The sequence below is a fragment of the Bacillota bacterium genome (assembly GCA_009711825.1).
Taxonomy (GTDB): Bacteria; Bacillota; Proteinivoracia; order UBA4975; family VEMY01; genus VEMY01.
The window spans coordinates 1-16,166 of the sequence record VEMY01000042.1; the positions used below are offsets into that span (position 1 = coordinate 1).

Here is a 16,166-nt window from a genome sequence, read left to right on the forward strand (position 1 = left end):
TGTTTTATTTCCGGTCATGGAAAGATGTTTCTATAAATCAGTTTATAGATGAACTTGACGGTTATCTCAGGTGGTATAATGAAGAACGAATTAAGATGTCTCTTGGGGCGATGAGCCCAGTAGCATACAGACGAAGTATTGGTTTAGCTGTATAAAGAAGTCCAAGAAAATGTCCGCATGCCCCTGAAGGGCATTATGGGTTAGCAGTTACACCAGAGCAAAAGGGAGTGTAATTACTTTTGTGTAAATGGTTTATTCGCTAGTGATTTGTTTAGACTAGTATCGGCTCTTACCTTCTGGCAGATAGGGCAATGCTGGAGAGCAACCCGAGCGCCCAACAGGGTTCTGCCGAGGATAGCTGAGGGGTATTTCCCCCCCGCTATTTTCTATCCTTGAGGAGAATACAAGCGATAAACTCATTCAGCTCATTATTTCCGGTCCCAACCTCTCCTCAAAGTGAATGGCAAATTGGGAGATGCAGCTTTTCCACCCCCTAATCGGCATGGTCCACTTCTTGGTAGCCTCGATTGTTGCTAGGTAGATTATCTTTTTCAAAGCTTCATCGGTGGGGTAGGATGTCTTTGTTTTGGTGACCTTGCGCAGTTGCCGGTGGTACCCCTCAATTACGTTGGTTGTATAGATAATTCTCCTGATTGGATAAGGGTATTTGAAATACGCCGTCAATTCCAACCAGTTTCTTTCCCAGGAGCGAACTATAATTGGGTGCTTCTTACCCCACTTTTCCTTGAACATTTCCCAGTTCAATTCCGCTTCTTCCAAGGTAAATGCCTGGTACACTTTTTTGAGGTCAGGGATTAATTTCTTTCGGTCTTTCCAGGAAACATATTTCATTGAGTTGCGAATTTGGTGAATCACACAGAGTTATTTCCGTCTTGGGGAACACGGTGTTTATAGCCTCGGAGAACCCTGAAAGCCCATCCTTACAGGCTATGAGGATGTCCTGTACACCCCTATTCTTCAGGTCATTACAGACCCCTAACCAGAAACTGGCACTTTCATTCTCCCCAATCCATATACCTAATATGTCTTTATTCCCCGCTAGAGTGATGCCCAATACACTGTATGCAGCCTTATTAATAATTCTGCTGTCCTCGCGTACTTTGAAGTGGATAGCATCTAGATAGATGATTGGATAGACACGCTCTAGCGGCCGTGATTGCCATTCAGCGATTAGTGGCAGTATCTTGTCTGTGACTCTGCTGACCATGGTGGGGGATACGTCAATTCCGTAGATGTCCCGCATATGACCTTCAATATCCCTAGTGGTCATTCCTTTGGCGTACATGGCGATAATCTGGTCTTCTAGATCGTTGGATGTGGTTTCGTACTTCTTGATAATTCTTGGCTTAAAATTACCTTTTCGATCGCGGGGTATTTCAACTGTAGATTTCCCTAACTTGGTTTGTAGTGTTTTCTTGCTATAACCATTCCGGCTGTTACCAGAATTGTTGCCTTCAACACTGTTCTTTTTGTACCCCAGGTGCTCATCCATCTCTGCCTCGAATATCTGCTGTAAGGTGTCTTTAAAGAGGTCTCTGAGCATGTTATGGACATCATCGACAGTTTCACATTCACGGGCTAATTCTTTGATGGTTTTGTTCTCGGCTTGTTGCATAAATGGTCAACTCCTTTAGTTGGTAGTTATACCCATTTACACAATCTTTATTACGCTCTCGAGCAAAAAAGACTCTGCACGTAGCAGAGCCTAGAGTTTTAGTTAAAATTTTTACTAATTGTCGCAGATTCCGCAAGCTCAGCAATGAATTCTTCTACCCGCGCTTCCCTTGCATCGGAATGCAGCATTATCCTAATTTGTTCTTTGAGCTCATCATCTAGCGGCATGAATTGTGATGGCTCAATATCCAGTACCTGGATTATATGCAAGCCATAACCTGATTCTATCGGCTCGCTAATTTCATCAACTTCCATGGTAAAGGCCGCGTCACCAAATTCCGGAACAACACTGTCTTTCTCCAACCAGCCCAAGTAACCGCCGTCTTCGCCAGAAATATCGACCGAGTACTCCTCAGCCAGCTGGGCAAAGTCGGCCCCGTTCTGAAGTTGGTTATACAGATCATCGGCCAGGGTGGCAGACCTTTCCAACAGTTCATCATCATCTAAATCTTCATCGGGAAAATTGTCTGCGTTAATTAAGATATGACGCACTTCCCGACGTTCCGGTTCAGCAAACACAGTGCTACGCCGTGCATTGTAGTATTCTTGAACCTCGTCTTCCGTCGGCTCGGGAACGGCTTCCCGGACTTCGTCCAACAGTCTGAGAATCTGCTCATAATCCCGGAAAAGACGTCTTAAATCTTCTTCTTTAACTTCCACTTCCTGCAGTCTTGCCTGGTAGCGACTCTCGCTGCCGTCCAAATAGCCGTTAATGACTGAGGTCCGGAAATCAAGATAGTTTTTTTCTGCCCTTTCTTCGTCCCACTCAACTTCACGACGCTCGGCCTCAGCAATCAGCAAGAATTCGTCAATCAGCATGTCCAGTAATTGAAGTTGTCCTTCTTTATCCATCTCTGCGGCTGGATCATGGAGGCGGCGCAGGTTAAGTTGAAATTCAAACTCTTCCCGTGTCAGCTCAAAATCATCGATGGTTGCGTAAACAGCGGGCGTTCCTGATGAACAGGCCGACAATAACATCACAGCCGTCAAAAAGATAGTTAAAAAACTAAATATTTTTTTCATTTTTACACCCCCATTAAGCTGCCTTTTATTCTAACAGAAAAGAGTACGTCGCTCAATGTCAATTCTTTGCGATTTCGTCAAGACTTTGAAAACTGATGCAGTAGCTGTTCAAGCTCGCCAAGGATATTTTTCTCGACTTTCCAGGTAACAAGCGGCCCGTTGCCTGCCTTGAAATCCAGCTGTCCGCGGTGTTTGGCCCAGAGCTTTTGCAATACCTCGCCATCTGGCCCCCTGTTTTGCGCAAACTCCAACCGCAGCGCCGATTCACCGGTCAACTTACTCTCAGCGTGGGAAATTGACTCGATACCAATGCTTCCAGCCAAAACACGAATGCGGCCAACATCCAGCAAATTTGTCACCGCCTGCGGCGGGGCGCCAAACCTGTCAGTGAGCTCACCCTCCAACTCGTCAATTGCTGAGAGGGACTCAGCGTCCTTAACCTGACGGTAAACATAGATTTTTTCCTGCTCAGGCAGATAGGCCTCTGGAATGTACGCGCTAAGGGGAAGCTCGATGGAAACCTCAGTTTTTGCCGGTTGTTTAGCAATCTGCCCGGTAATTTCTTTTATTTTTTCGTCCAGAAGCTTGCAATAGAGATCAAACCCAACCGCGCTGATAAAACCATGCTGCTCGGGCCCAATTATATTGCCGGCGCCCCGGATTTCCAAATCTTTAAGCGCAATCTTGTAACCCGACCCCAACTCGGTAAATTCCTTGATTGCAGCCAGACGTTTTTGCGCTTTCTCCGAAAGAACTTTGTCGCGCCGATAAGTAAAATATGCATATGCCAGCCGACGCCCCCTGCCCACACGACCCCGCAACTGGTAGAGCTGGGATAATCCCAGGCGATCGGCATCATATATAAAAACTGTGTTGACATTGGGTATGTCTAATCCATTTTCGATTATGGTTGTGCTCAGCAAAACGTTGTATTTGCCATCATAAAAATCGACCATCGTGCGCTCCATAAGTCCTTCAGCCATTTGGCCATGGACAACCCCGATTTGCACCTCGGGCAAAAGATTGCGAAGCCGACCAGCCAAGGAATCGATGCCCTGAACCCGGTTGTAAACAAGATAGATCTGCCCCCCCCGGTCCAATTCGCGCCTAATGGCCGAGACCGCCAATTGATCAGCATATTCAAGCACATAAGTTTGCACCGGGAAACGCCCTTCCGGCGGCGTATTAATTACGCTTAAGTCCCGGACCCCAAGAAGGGCCATATGTAAGGTCCGGGGGATCGGTGTTGCCGTCATGGTCAAGACATCTATATTTGCCTTCAGTTCCTTGATCTGCTCTTTGTGGCCGACTCCAAACCTCTGCTCTTCGTCAACAATCAATAGTCCTAACTCTGGGAGCTTGATATCTTTTTGCAGCAGCCGGTGTGTTCCAATCAGGATATCAACTGTGCCGGCATTGGCAGCACGCACCACCTGCTTTTGGTCCTGGGGCCCCCGAAATCGACTGAGCACCTCTACTTTTATCGGGAATGGCGCAAGGCGCTCGCAAAAGGTCCGGTAATGCTGCTGGGCCAAAACAGTTGTCGGCGCAAGGACAGCGACCTGTTTACCGTCCATTACGGCCTTCATTGCCGCCCGCAGCGCCACCTCTGTCTTGCCGTAACCCACGTCCCCACACAACAGACGATCCATTGGCTGGGATAACTCCATATCGCGTTTGACTTCTTCAATCGCACGAAGTTGGTCTGGAGTTTCTTGAAACGGAAAGCTGTTTTCTAACTCTTGCTGCCAAGGTGTATCCGGTGCAAAAGCATGCCCACGCTCAGCTTGGCGGCGGGCATATAACTTCAGGAGGTCAAACGCAAGACTTTGAACTGATTCTCGCACCTTTTTCTTCACCCGTTGCCAATCGCCACCACTCAACGAATAAAGCTTCGGCGGCTTATCCTGGCCGCCAACATAGCGTTGCAGATGCTGAACCTGTTCGGTAGGCAGATAGAGCTTATCTTTTCCAGCATACCGGATATACAGGTAATCTTTCTTAATACCTGCTATTTCCCTGGTGACCACACCCATGAACTGCCCAATACCATAATTAGAATGGACGACATATTCGCCAGGCTTGAGACTATTGATATCACCGGCGCTCATACCCGCAGGCTGGCGAACACGTTTCGGCCGGTGGCGGACACTGATCTCCCCATGGGTAAGAACAACCAGGCCAGGATCTAGGAGCTCAAATCCGCTGCTTAAATTGCCGGTTATTAAATTGACCATACCGGAAACAATCTTATCTGAGCTGTTTACCGGCAGATCATGCTCCTTTAAGTCGACAGCCAGCTGTTCCCCCGGAGCAGGGGAAATAATCACAACTGTACTGTTGCGCTTTAACCAGGCCTTAACTTCGTCCACCAACAACTGTTGCTGGCCGTAAAAGCTGGGGACCTGACGAAAGGGGACGCTGCCAAGGCTGGAAAGGGTAAAACTACCCGCCGAGCGCAGCAAAAGACCAAAATGGCAGGTTGGCACATGCTGCCAACGGTGGATTAGATCAGCAAGTGGAATGTACGGCTGCAAATCAGGGAGGACCTTGCCTGATTCAAGCAAATTTTTATGCCGGTCAATTAATTCGCTTTGATAAAGCTCCAATTGCTTGATTAGGTCCGGCGTTTCAGAAACGACAGTAAGCCCGTCGGCAAAATATTCGGGCAAGGTGAATATGTGATCAAACATGTATTGAATATAACGCTGATAACCGGCCCAATAGTGAAGATTAGCGAAGCGTTCCCGGTCCTCGTCAAGCCGCGGCTGATAGAGAGCCGAGACCTTGGCTGTGTCCAGTCTTTCCAGGATCCGAGCCCGAATTTCGTCGTCCACTAACAGCATTCTGGCGGGACCACACTCAAACTCCGACAGCTGCCTGCGGGAGCGTTGTGTTTCCAAATCAATTGTGCGGATTGATTCTATTTCTACGTCAAAGTATTGTATGCGACAGGCTTCATCAGCTGTCGCTCCGAATATATCCAGTATTTCTCCCCTGTGACTGAATTGGCCGGGACCTTCCACCTGATCAACCCGTTGGTATCCCATCTGTAAAAGTTGCAGCGCTATCTCGGAGGGGTCCCTCCGCACGCCAGGAGCCAGCTTGAGCCGTCTTGTCCGAATGTGCTCCGGAGGCGGCAAGGGCTCCATAACCGCTGCCGCAGTGGCGACAATCAGGCAGCTATGCCCCCGGGCCACTTGCTCCAGGGCTGCCAATCGTTGAATTTCCACCTCATGGCTCTCTGCATCCGCCTCGCCAGCCATCACCAGGCGGGGAGGATAGAGGAACCCTTTGCCGCCGTAGAAAAATTCAAAGTCCGCCAGCAACACATCTGCCTCACGCAAGTCCGCCGCGATATAGAGAACTGGGCAATCCATGTCACGTACGAAAGCAGCCAACAACATCGCGCGCTGACTGCCGGTAACACCGTATACCAAATGATGACCGCCATTTGCAAATTTCTGCCTTAATTCCAAATTGTCCAGGATATCTGCGGACACAGTTTTCATATCGGCCAAAAGATCACCCCGCACATCCAGTTAATCCGGAACCGGTCCATTGAACGAAGCCATTGCCTGCTCAATCCCTTGCCCTGACCAGGTCAATACACCCTCCACAGCATGGTTGAGAACTTTATTTACAAGCGTAAGCTCATCAGGCTGAAAATTATCTAAAACAAAGTCACGAGGTATCAAATGAGAATCGGCGCCAATCCCTAAACGTAAACGGGCGAACTCCGCGGTACCAAGCGCATCAATTACCGATGCCAGCCCCTTTTGGCCGCCGGCGGAGCCCCGGGCACGAAATCGGACCACACCCAAATCCAGGGCAAGATCGTCACAAATAACCAGTATGTCCTCAAACGGGCAGTTTAATTCTTTAACGGCAGCCGCCACCGCTAAACCACTTAAATTCATATAGGTGTGAGGCTTGAGCAACCAAAACTCGGTCTCATTATATGTAGCGCGCGCAACGACTCCCCGCCAGCGCCTGCCTTGATCAGAGGCACGCAAACGACCAGCCAGGGCATCCACCGCCATAAACCCGTAATTATGCCGAGTCTTTATATAACGGGGTCCCGGATTGCCCAACCCGATAACCAACTTCATCTGAACTCCCCCTGTCAAAAAAAGGGCGCTGTTTGCGCCCTTATTCTTCGTCAGATTTAGTTTCTTCCGGAGCAGCTTCCACTTCGGCATCCGGCGCTTCTTCGGTGTCGCCCTCTTCCTCAGTCTCGAGGCGTGGCGCGGTTACCGAAACCACCACTTCGTCTGTTCCGGAAATAAACTCAACCCCATCGGGCAGCTGAACATCAGCGACGGTTTTGCTTGCTCCAATTTCCAAATCAGTGATGTCTAGCTCCAGCCACTTGGGCAGATTACCGGGCAGACAACGGATGTCAATCTCCCGCAATTGCTGCTGCAAGATACCGCCGGCTTTAACACCCTCGCTTTCACCGTTCAGGTGGACAGCGACCGTAGCATTGATGGGCTGACTCATATCAACCACATAAAAGTCCAGGTGGGTAAAGTGTCCCTTAATATTGTTGCGCTGCATATCCTTAATCATTACACTGTACTTTTCACTGCCGACCGAAAGCTCAAGTAATGAGTGGGCATTGCCACTATTGAATAGAGCAATCAGGTCAGACTCGGGAACGGTTATCGTACGGCTATCAACTCCCCGTCCGTAGAGAACTGCAGGAATCATTTTGTTATTGCGATCCTGGCGACTGGCGCCAGTGCCACTGTGTTTACGCTCTTGAGCCTTAAGTACTGGTTGTGCCATATTGGTTCCTCCTTGTGCCTAATTCCAGTTCAGTATACCCGTAACCCCCGGTAAAGTCAAACTCAGGTAAGGTCAAATAAAGTACTTATTGACAGATCCTCGTGTATGCGGATAATTGCGTTGGCTAACAGTTCCGCCACAGAGCAAATCTCCAGCGCCGGGAAATGTTTATCCTCGGGCAAATGAATTGTGTCGCAAACCACCAGTTCTGTAAGCGGCGCTTCCGTTAAACGTTGGATCGCGGGTCCGGAGAACACCGGATGCGTACAACAAGCATATACAGCTTTTGCGCCATGGTCCACCAAAGTTTGCGCTGCAAGTGAAATGGTGCCCGCAGTGTCGATGATATCATCCACCATAATTGCGCTCTTACCCTTGATATCACCGACTATATTCATGATTTCTGCCACGTTGGGCTGGGGTCTGCGCTTATCGATAATCGCAATGGGCACCTGCAGTCGTTCAGCCAGCTCCCGGGCTCGGCCAACACCACCGATGTCAGGCGAGACAACGACCATATCGTCTAAACCTTTACTAGCAAAATGTTCGGCCAGAAGCGGTACCGCTGTCATATGGTCCACGGGAATATCGAAAAATCCCTGTATAGCGCCTGCATGCAAGTCAATAGTAAGAACCCTGTCGGCGCCGGCCTTTGTCAGCAAATTGGCAACCAGCTTTGCTGTAATCGGGTCCCGAGCCCTGGTCTTACGGTCTTGGCGTGCATACCCATAATAAGGTATTACCGCATTAATACGTTTTGCAGAAGCCCGCTTCAGAGCATCGATTACCACCAACAGTTCCATTAAATTTTCGTTGGCGGGAGCGGAGGTGGGCTGAACCACAAACACATCAGCGCCGCGAACACTTTCGCCGATTTGCACCCGTACTTCGCCATCACTAAACCTCCCCAGCTTTGCATCGCCCAACGGTGTTTCAATTTTTGCAGCTATGGCTTTGGCCAGTTCGCGATTGGCGCTGCCAGAAAAGATTTTCAACTTGCGGTCATAATACATTTAGTCTTTCCTCCAGTCTGGTTTAACGGTCTGTCGACACCGGGCAACTGCCAACGCCCGGGCGGGCACGTCATCGGTAATTGTAGAACCTGCCGCAACATATGCGTTGTCTTCGACATTGACAGGAGCGATCAAATTACTGTTACTCCCGATAAAGGCCTTATCCCCAATTGTGGTAATATGTTTCTTTTGACCGTCATAATTTGCGGTTATTACTCCGCAGCCAATGTTGGCGTGCGCTCCAATCCTCGCGTCACCCACGTACGCCAAATGAGGCACTTTACTGCCGTCGCCTGTATGGGCATTTTTCAGCTCAACAAAATCACCAATGCGGTTATCGCGACCGATTTGGCAATTGGGGCGGATATAGGCGAAGGGACCAACAGTGGTATTGTCGCCGATTGCCGAGTCCGAGATAATTGAGTTGCGGACCGTGACATTGTCTCCAATCCGGACATTTTCCAAAGTGGTTTCAGGACCAATTATGCAGTCTTCCCCAATTTCCGTCCCGCCTTTGATAAATGTATTGGGCAAAATAATTGTGTCGGGCGCAATCTTCACATCCACGTCAATCCAGGTGCTCCCGGGATCAACAATTGTTACTCCGGCAAGCATTAGGCGCTGATTGGTACGGTTTTTTAGCTCTTCGGCAACCACTGCCAACTGAACACGGTCATTAACCCCGGACATTTCCATGGGGTCCGACAGCTGATAGCCACCCACCGGCAAATTGTCCTGATTCAGTAAGGACAGGACATCCGTCAGATAGTACTCATCCTGGGCGTTGGCAGGAGTTAAGCGCTTTAGCACCGGCGAGACCCGTGGCCAATGGAAACAAAAGCTGCCGCTATTCACCTCAGTAATCTTACGCTGGCTGGGGTCGGCATCTTTATGTTCAACAATCCCCTGGACCCTGCCATCAGGATTGCGGATAATCCTTCCATAGCCGGTTGGGTCTTCAACATCGGCTGTGAGGACGGTTGCGGCGTTTTGACCGGCAAGGTGGTGATTAACCAACCCTTCGAGACTCTGGGCCGTCAACAGTGGGGCATCGCCATTTACAACCAGCACATTACCTTCAAACCCAGACAATGCTGATGCAGCTTGCAGCACAGCGTGTCCAGTTCCCAACTGCTCATGTTGACTAACCCAGTGGACATCCTTTTGTACCGCAGACCGCACCATGTCTGCTCCATAACCGACCACTACAAAGGTCTGCTCTACACCAACGGCTTCCAGGGTTGCGATAATTTGCTCCAGCATTGTCCGACCGCCAACTTTATGTAAAACCTTAGGCAACTTAGACTTCATCCGCGTTCCCTTGCCGGCAGCCAAAATTACAGCGGCCAAAGTTTTCATCTAACCGTCCCCCTTTGTCAAATAAAAATATACCGTATCCCTGTTGCAGGGTCAAGCCAACAAAAAAGGAGCCGCCAAGCTCCTTACGCTTCTTCCAGGATTTCGTTATTGTATTTATCGAGGATAGCAGTTTGAATCAGGTTTCTTGTTTCTGTGGTTATGGGGTGGGCAACGTCACGAAACTCGCCATCAGCGCCTTTTCTACTGGGCATAGCCACAAAGTAGCCGTTATTGCCCTCTACAACCTTAATGTCATGGACCACAAACTGATCGTCAAAAGTTACAGATACAACCGCCTTCATGCGTCCTGCCGCGTTAACCCTGCGAATTCGAATGTCAGTAATATTCATATTCTCACCCCTTGTAGAAGTTATAAAGCTGTATAATACTTCTGCGTAGGTCAGAAAATTCCTGCTACTTAATGGAAGTTTTTAAATATTTTTCACCTTCAGACCACTATTGGTCAAAGCTTGAATCAACTTATCGATATGTTCTTGATTTTTGGTCTCCAAGGACATTGTTACCTGGGTCCAATCCAGCGCCAGACCTTCCTGATGCCGGTCATGGGTAACAGAAATAACATTGGCGCCCAGTTTGGCAACGATATTTAGGACCTTTTGCAAGTTGCCAGGGCGGTCTGGAATCGTCAATTGCAAGGTTGCCAAGCGGCCGGTTTCATGGAGGCCGCGCTCAATTATGCGCGCTATCAGATTAACATCCACATTGCCTCCGCTGACAACGATGGCGGTGGGCACAGGTTTCATGCTTTCAGGTTGATACAGTGCGGCGGCCAGGCCAACGGCCCCAGCGCCTTCTACCAAGGTTTTTAAACGCTCAAGACTCAGCAGCATTGCCGAGGCGATTTGTTCGTCAGAAACAGTCACAACTGCGTCCAAGTGCTCCAATAGCAACTTGGATGTAACTTTGCCTGGGCGCTTTACGGCAATTCCGTCGGCGATTGTCGATGTGGCCTGGGACTCTGTCAATTGCCCCCCTAAAAAACTGCGGTACACCGCATCAGCGCCTTGCGCCTGCACCCCTACCAGGCGCACAGATGGCTTCATGGCCTTAAGGGCGCTCGCAATTCCAGCAGCCAGCCCGCCGCCACCGATTGGCACCACCACTTGCTCCACTTCCGGCAGCTGCTCCAACAGTTCTAACCCGATTGTCCCCTGGCCGGCAATAATCCGCTTATCGTCGAAAGCATGGATGTACTCAAGCTTTTGTTCAGCTGCCAGCTCTACAGCTACCTGGTAGCACTCATCGTAGTTGTTTCCCTGTTGAATAACATGGGCGCCGTAATTCCGCGTGGCTTCCGCCTTGGTGAGCGGCGCTCCCTCAGGCATGACGATTGTTGATTTCAATCCCAGCTGACTGGCGGCATAGGCAACTCCCTGGGCATGATTGCCAGCGGAAGCAGCAATTACTCCCGGACAGTCAGGGAGAATATTGAGTATACGGTTGGCGGCCCCCCGCAGCTTAAAGGAGCCGGTCTTTTGGTGGCACTCCAACTTAAAATGCACCGGGTACCCGGTCATCTGACTGATAGAGCGAGAATAGCGCGTTGGTGTGACGCGGATAATCTCGGCGATTGCCGCACGGGCGGCCTTAATTTCTTCCAAGCCTAGGGATTGTTCCATTATTATTCCTCCCACGTAACAGAGATAGTTTCGTCGGGGTTCAAGGTCAGTAGTGAAGAGTATTTGCTGACGAGCTTATCAACAGGCTGCCCTGTCGCTATCAACACACCGGTTCCCACTACCCGGGCGTCGAACTCCTTTACCAAGTGTTCCAATCCCAAAGCAGAGCCACCGGCCTTCATAAAATCATCAATTATCAACACATTGCTGCCCGCCGCCAAACTGCGTTTGGGTAAAAACATGGTTTCAATCCTGCGCCCGGAACCGGTGAGATAATTGGTAGAAACCGAGGGTCCCTCTGTCACCCGGTTGCTGCGTCTCGCAATCAGCAAAGGGCAGTTGAGATAATAAGCTGTAAACATAGCCAGCGGTATCCCCTTGGTTTCCAGCGTCAGCACCTGGTCCGGTCTAGTTTCTGAGAATAGATGCGCAAAGATTAGACCGAGACGGGCGGTGACTGCAGGATTGAAAAGCAAATCAGAATAATAAACAAAGCCGCCAGTCAGACGACGCTGGGGCGCGTTGAGCTCTGCAGCCAGTTCCTGAAGGATTTGGGCAGCTTTTTGCTTACTGATACCCGGGCGGTAGCAAACACCGCCTGCAGCCCCGATGCTGGACTCAATGGATGCGTTTGTAGAAGACAGAACCTCCTTGATAAAGCTCAGATCTTCACTTAAGGTCGATTTAGCTACATTATATTTATTTGCGAACTCGCTCAGGGAAAAGAAGCGGTTTGGATTGGCAACCAGCTCGGCGGTCATGGCCACCAGTCGTTGATTGCGACTATTCTTTGGTTTTTCCATGTGCTCAACTCCAGTGGCATAATTATCCTAATTATATGCCGAACACCGCTGTTATGGCAACATAATAGAAAAATAACGACTAAAAAGCCGCTATTTAGCCTGCGGCTGCCAACTGGGCAAGCGCGCACTAATTAATTTATAATCGCTTTCCTTGTCCACATCCGTACCCAGTTCCGGATAAGCAGACAAAATTGCCCGACAGCGCACTCCAAGGATGGACGACATCTTTGCCTCGATCTCCGTAAGGGAAAGGCGCCGGGAAACTAATTTACACAAAGTGCCCAATCCGACCAAGCGGGCCATGCGCAGGGGGCTTTTCCTGGCTTCAAAAAACTGTTCCGCCGCCTTTGCCGCAACCGGTACGGCCCCTGAATCAATAACAATAATATTACCCCCGGTAAAAACTCCGTCTCTTAACTTGGCATAAGTCCGTTTCATGCCAGGGAACACACGCTCGTTGTCTTCCCTGCTAACCAGCGGATAAAACAGTTCTGCGTCACGGCAGCGAGAGAGGAAATCTTCTACCGCTTGACTGGTAATCAGCGGGATGTCGCAGGATGAAAGGATGAGCGTCCCTTCAAGCTCCCGGGCTGCAGCGAGAATATTTGCAATCATGCTTCCTTGCTGGGGAATAACCTTGACATCATCGCCGACAAGCGTACTCAGCTTGTCTTCCGGCCCGACGACAGCCACCCCAGCTAAATCTGTCTGGAGATAGCAGTCGATTACATATTCGAGCATCGGCCGACCATTGATTGCCAAAAAAGCTTTGTTGGCGACAGCCTCGCCCTCCCGGACCTTATGGTCTAGATTATCCCCCGCGAGAATAACAGCGTATACAGGCTTCATCGCTCACCCTCCTTAAAGGTAGTTACACAGGAGAATTCTACCTGATGTTTGATGCCATTGTAAATAGTCATTGCCCGTTTATGTTCTTGTGTCAGTGCAAAAATTGTCGGTCCGCTGCCAGACATCAGTGCCGCCAGGGCCCCCAGCTCCATAGTTTTTTGCTTAAGGCGCTTTAACAAAGGATGGGTCGTGAATGTCACGCTTTCCAACACATTACCAATGGCATTGGTTAAAGCCTGTACATCCTGATTATAAACGGACTCAATCAGACGGGGTGTATCAGGACGTCTAATTACCCGGGCAGGCTGATAATTAGCATACACCTCTTTTGTAGAAACACCTAAGTTTGGCTTGATGAGCACCAGCCATAACCTGGGCGGCGTTGGCAAGGGGGTCAGCACTTCGCCAACTCCCCTGGCCAGCGCGGTCCCTGAATCTAGACAGAAGGGAACATCGGCCCCGACCTGTAATGCGAGGCCGGCCAATTCCCGCCGGGTCAGACCGGCCTTCCACAGGCAGTTTAGGGTTTTGAGTGCAGCAGCCGCATTGGCGCTGCCGCCCCCCAGACCGGCGGCAACTGGAATTTGCTTATGGATAGTTATCTTTATGCCCTTTTGGGGTTGACAATGTTGCTGCAGCAGCCTGGTCGCCTTCCAAACGAGATTACTTTGCCCTCTCGGCACAAATGGATGGGCGCATTCAACGATTATCTTGCGGTCTTCTCTAGTTTCAAACACCAGGCGGTCATACAACTCAATTCCCTGCATAACCATCTCCAATTCATGATAACCATCCGCCCTGCGTCCGAGTATATCTAGAGATAGATTTATTTTTGCCGGCGCGAAAACTACTTCCTGTTCAATCTTTGATCGCCTCCAGAGAGATTTACACTATATAATTCACCTGTGGAAGCAAAATTCCTGCTTTTTGCAGAACTGGTTTTCGACCGATAATTAAATAGCAAATCCCTCACCGGCGCCAGCTTTTCATAGAACATGACAATCAAATCGCCAGGTTCGCTGGCAAGCAACGCTTTTTGCAACGCCTCTAGCTCGCAGGCAATTTCCTCAACTACCAGCCCGGGACGCGCAGCCTTTGCCGCGTCCGCTAGAATCCTGCTGACTTCACCCGGAGACCGGTCTCGCAAATCCTTATCCTCTTTAACGTAAACTTTGTCAAACTGACCGCAAATTCCGCCGACAGTCTTTATGTCTTCATCCCGCCGATCGCCGGGGACACCGACAACGCCAATCAATTGTTTGGCATCCAGGCCCCGGGCCAGATTCAATATCTGCTGATATCCCTCAGGATTGTGTCCGTAGTCTATCAACACGCGCACATCGCCAAAGGTGTACAAATTTGCCCGTCCGGGGTTGTGCACCTTGGAATCAAAACTTGTTAACCCCCGGGCAATATCTGACGGCGAAACATCCAAGCCCCACAACGCTCCGGCAGCCGCCAGGCAATTTTCCACATTATATCCAGCCCTACCGTTAAAGGTAATTTCTATTTCAGCCAGGGCCGCCACCTGCACCCTGCTTTCACCTTCCAGAAAATAAATGGCGTTGTGCTGGACAGTGACACCTCTGCCGCCTTCACTTAAGTGTCTGAGAAACTCTTTGTTGGGAGAACGACTGTACAGGATAACTTTACCCGGACAGCGCTCCGCCATGGCCAACACTCTGCCGTCATCGGCATTTAACACAGCATACCCTTTTGATGATACTGTTTCAACCACTAGAGATTTAACATGCGCCAGGTCTTCAAGGGTTTCGATACCATCCAGGCCTAGGTGGTCGGCGGCGATATTAGTCACAACCCCAACATCAGCCACAGAGTAACCAAGACCCCTGCGGACCATCCCTCCCCGGGCAGTTTCTAAGACAGCCACCTCCACCAGAGGGTCAGAGAGAACAACGTCGGCGCTGACAGGCCCGGTATTGTCTCCCTGATCAACGAGAGCGCCATCAATATAGATTCCATCGGTGCTGGCCAACCCAACCTTTTTGCCCGAAGCATGCAGCGTATGGGCAATAAGTCGGCTGGTCGTAGTTTTTCCATTTGTTCCTGTCACACTGAGTACGGGAATGCTATGACGCCGATGCCAAGGAAACAGATAATCGACAATCGCATCGCCTACCGGCCGTCGCTTGCCATGGCTGGGAAACAGATGCATTCGAATTCCCGGCGCCGCGTTCACTTCAATAACGGCCCCGGCATCCACGATTAACGGGCTGGCTATATCTGCGGTAACGATGTCGATTCCGGCAACATCGAGATTGAGCACCCGGGCAGCCCGCTCTGCCAGACGCATGTTGTCGGGATGCACGATATCCGTCACGTCTTCAGCGGTCCCACCGGTACTCAAGTTTGCATTATCCCGCAAATTTATTGATTCGTCCTTCTCCGGGACATAGTTCATGGTCAGGTTTTGCCTGGCAAGAACATTGAACATAACCTGGTCGGCACGGATACGGGTCAGCGGTTTTTCATGGCCCTCGCCCCGCAGTTTATTTTGGTTTTCGATTTCAATCAATTCCTTGATTGAATGAACCCCGTCGCCGGTAACCTGCGCAGGAAAACGTTCTGCTGCCGCTTCCACACGACCATTGACCACCAGCAATCGGTAGTGTCTTCCCTCTATTTGTTCTTCGACGATAATGTTGTTGCTATAGTTTTCCGCCACTTTATAGGCGGCACGCACCTCCGCCTCACTAAGAAGATTCAAACTGACCCCTTTGCCTTGATTGCCGTCGCAAGGCTTAACGACCACCTTACCCCCCAGCTCCTGAGCAATTTCTACTGCATGTTCTTCATCGCGGGCAACCTTGCCCCGGGGAGTCGGAATCATCGCCTCGTTTAACAGCTTATTTGTAATCGTCTTATCGCAGGCAATGTCTACCCCAATGCAGGATGTAAGACCGGTAATAGTGGCCTCAATATAGCGGTTATAACAACCAGTGCCCAGGCGCAACAAGCTGCCAGGACCAAGC

Annotated in this window: 13 protein-coding genes and 1 pseudogene; 1 reads left to right on the forward strand and 13 read right to left on the reverse strand. The window is 50.1% G+C overall.

Features of this window, described 5'->3' with window-relative positions:
* A partial coding sequence (locus FH749_12755) for an IS3 family transposase (GenBank protein MTI96325.1) occupies positions 1–155 on the forward strand: 155 nt, incomplete at its 5' end.
* A gap of 265 nt (positions 156–420) precedes the next feature.
* Here FH749_12755 and FH749_12760 read toward each other — a convergent pair.
* From FH749_12760 to cphA, 13 genes and pseudogenes are all read right to left on the reverse strand, one after another.
* Positions 421–1,636 (reverse strand): annotated as a pseudogene (locus FH749_12760) (IS256 family transposase).
* A gap of 98 nt (positions 1,637–1,734) precedes the next feature.
* The gene (locus tag FH749_12765) at positions 1,735–2,718 is read right to left on the reverse strand and encodes a hypothetical protein (protein ID MTI96326.1); all 984 of its coding nucleotides are present in this window, start codon (positions 2,716–2,718) and stop codon (positions 1,735–1,737) included.
* Between the two features lie 77 nt (positions 2,719–2,795).
* Positions 2,796–6,239, reverse strand: a complete 3,444-nt coding sequence (mfd, locus tag FH749_12770) for a transcription-repair coupling factor (protein MTI96327.1) — start codon at positions 6,237–6,239, stop codon at positions 2,796–2,798.
* A gap of 21 nt (positions 6,240–6,260) precedes the next feature.
* The gene (locus FH749_12775) at positions 6,261–6,920 is read right to left on the reverse strand and encodes an aminoacyl-tRNA hydrolase (protein ID MTI96328.1); all 660 of its coding nucleotides are present in this window, start codon (positions 6,918–6,920) and stop codon (positions 6,261–6,263) included.
* Positions 6,871–7,509 (reverse strand): 50S ribosomal protein L25, encoded by a 639-nt coding sequence (locus tag FH749_12780; protein MTI96329.1) that lies wholly within the window; start codon positions 7,507–7,509, stop codon positions 6,871–6,873. The genes FH749_12775 and FH749_12780 overlap by 50 nt, the downstream gene beginning before the upstream one ends.
* A 62-nt stretch (positions 7,510–7,571) precedes the next feature.
* Positions 7,572–8,522, reverse strand: a complete 951-nt coding sequence (locus tag FH749_12785) for a ribose-phosphate pyrophosphokinase (GenBank protein MTI96330.1) — start codon at positions 8,520–8,522, stop codon at positions 7,572–7,574.
* The gene (gene glmU, locus FH749_12790) at positions 8,523–9,881 is read right to left on the reverse strand and encodes a bifunctional UDP-N-acetylglucosamine diphosphorylase/glucosamine-1-phosphate N-acetyltransferase GlmU (GenBank protein MTI96331.1); all 1,359 of its coding nucleotides are present in this window, start codon (positions 9,879–9,881) and stop codon (positions 8,523–8,525) included.
* Positions 9,882–9,964: 83 nt separating this feature from the next.
* Complete coding sequence (gene spoVG / locus FH749_12795; GenBank protein MTI96332.1) at positions 9,965–10,231, reverse strand: septation regulator SpoVG; 267 nt, start codon at positions 10,229–10,231, stop codon at positions 9,965–9,967.
* Between the two features lie 81 nt (positions 10,232–10,312).
* Entirely contained in the window at positions 10,313–11,521 is a 1,209-nt protein-coding gene (locus FH749_12800; protein MTI96333.1) for a threonine ammonia-lyase, read from the reverse strand.
* A 2-nt stretch (positions 11,522–11,523) separates the two neighbouring features.
* Positions 11,524–12,324: a pur operon repressor gene (gene purR / locus FH749_12805; GenBank protein MTI96334.1), complete on the reverse strand. Its 801-nt coding sequence runs from the start codon at positions 12,322–12,324 to the stop codon at positions 11,524–11,526.
* Positions 12,325–12,414: 90 nt separating this feature from the next.
* Positions 12,415–13,173 carry a molybdopterin-guanine dinucleotide biosynthesis protein A gene (locus FH749_12810; protein ID MTI96335.1) on the reverse strand — a complete coding sequence of 253 codons (759 nt, stop codon included), beginning with the start codon at positions 13,171–13,173 and terminating at the stop codon, positions 12,415–12,417.
* The gene (locus FH749_12815; protein MTI96336.1) at positions 13,170–14,036 is read right to left on the reverse strand and encodes a 4-(cytidine 5'-diphospho)-2-C-methyl-D-erythritol kinase; all 867 of its coding nucleotides are present in this window, start codon (positions 14,034–14,036) and stop codon (positions 13,170–13,172) included. The genes FH749_12810 and FH749_12815 overlap by 4 nt, the downstream gene beginning before the upstream one ends.
* Positions 14,021–16,166, reverse strand: a 2,146-nt coding sequence (gene cphA, locus FH749_12820; protein MTI96337.1) for a cyanophycin synthetase, incomplete at its 5' end; no start/stop codon positions are given. The genes cphA and FH749_12815, both read right to left, overlap by 16 nt.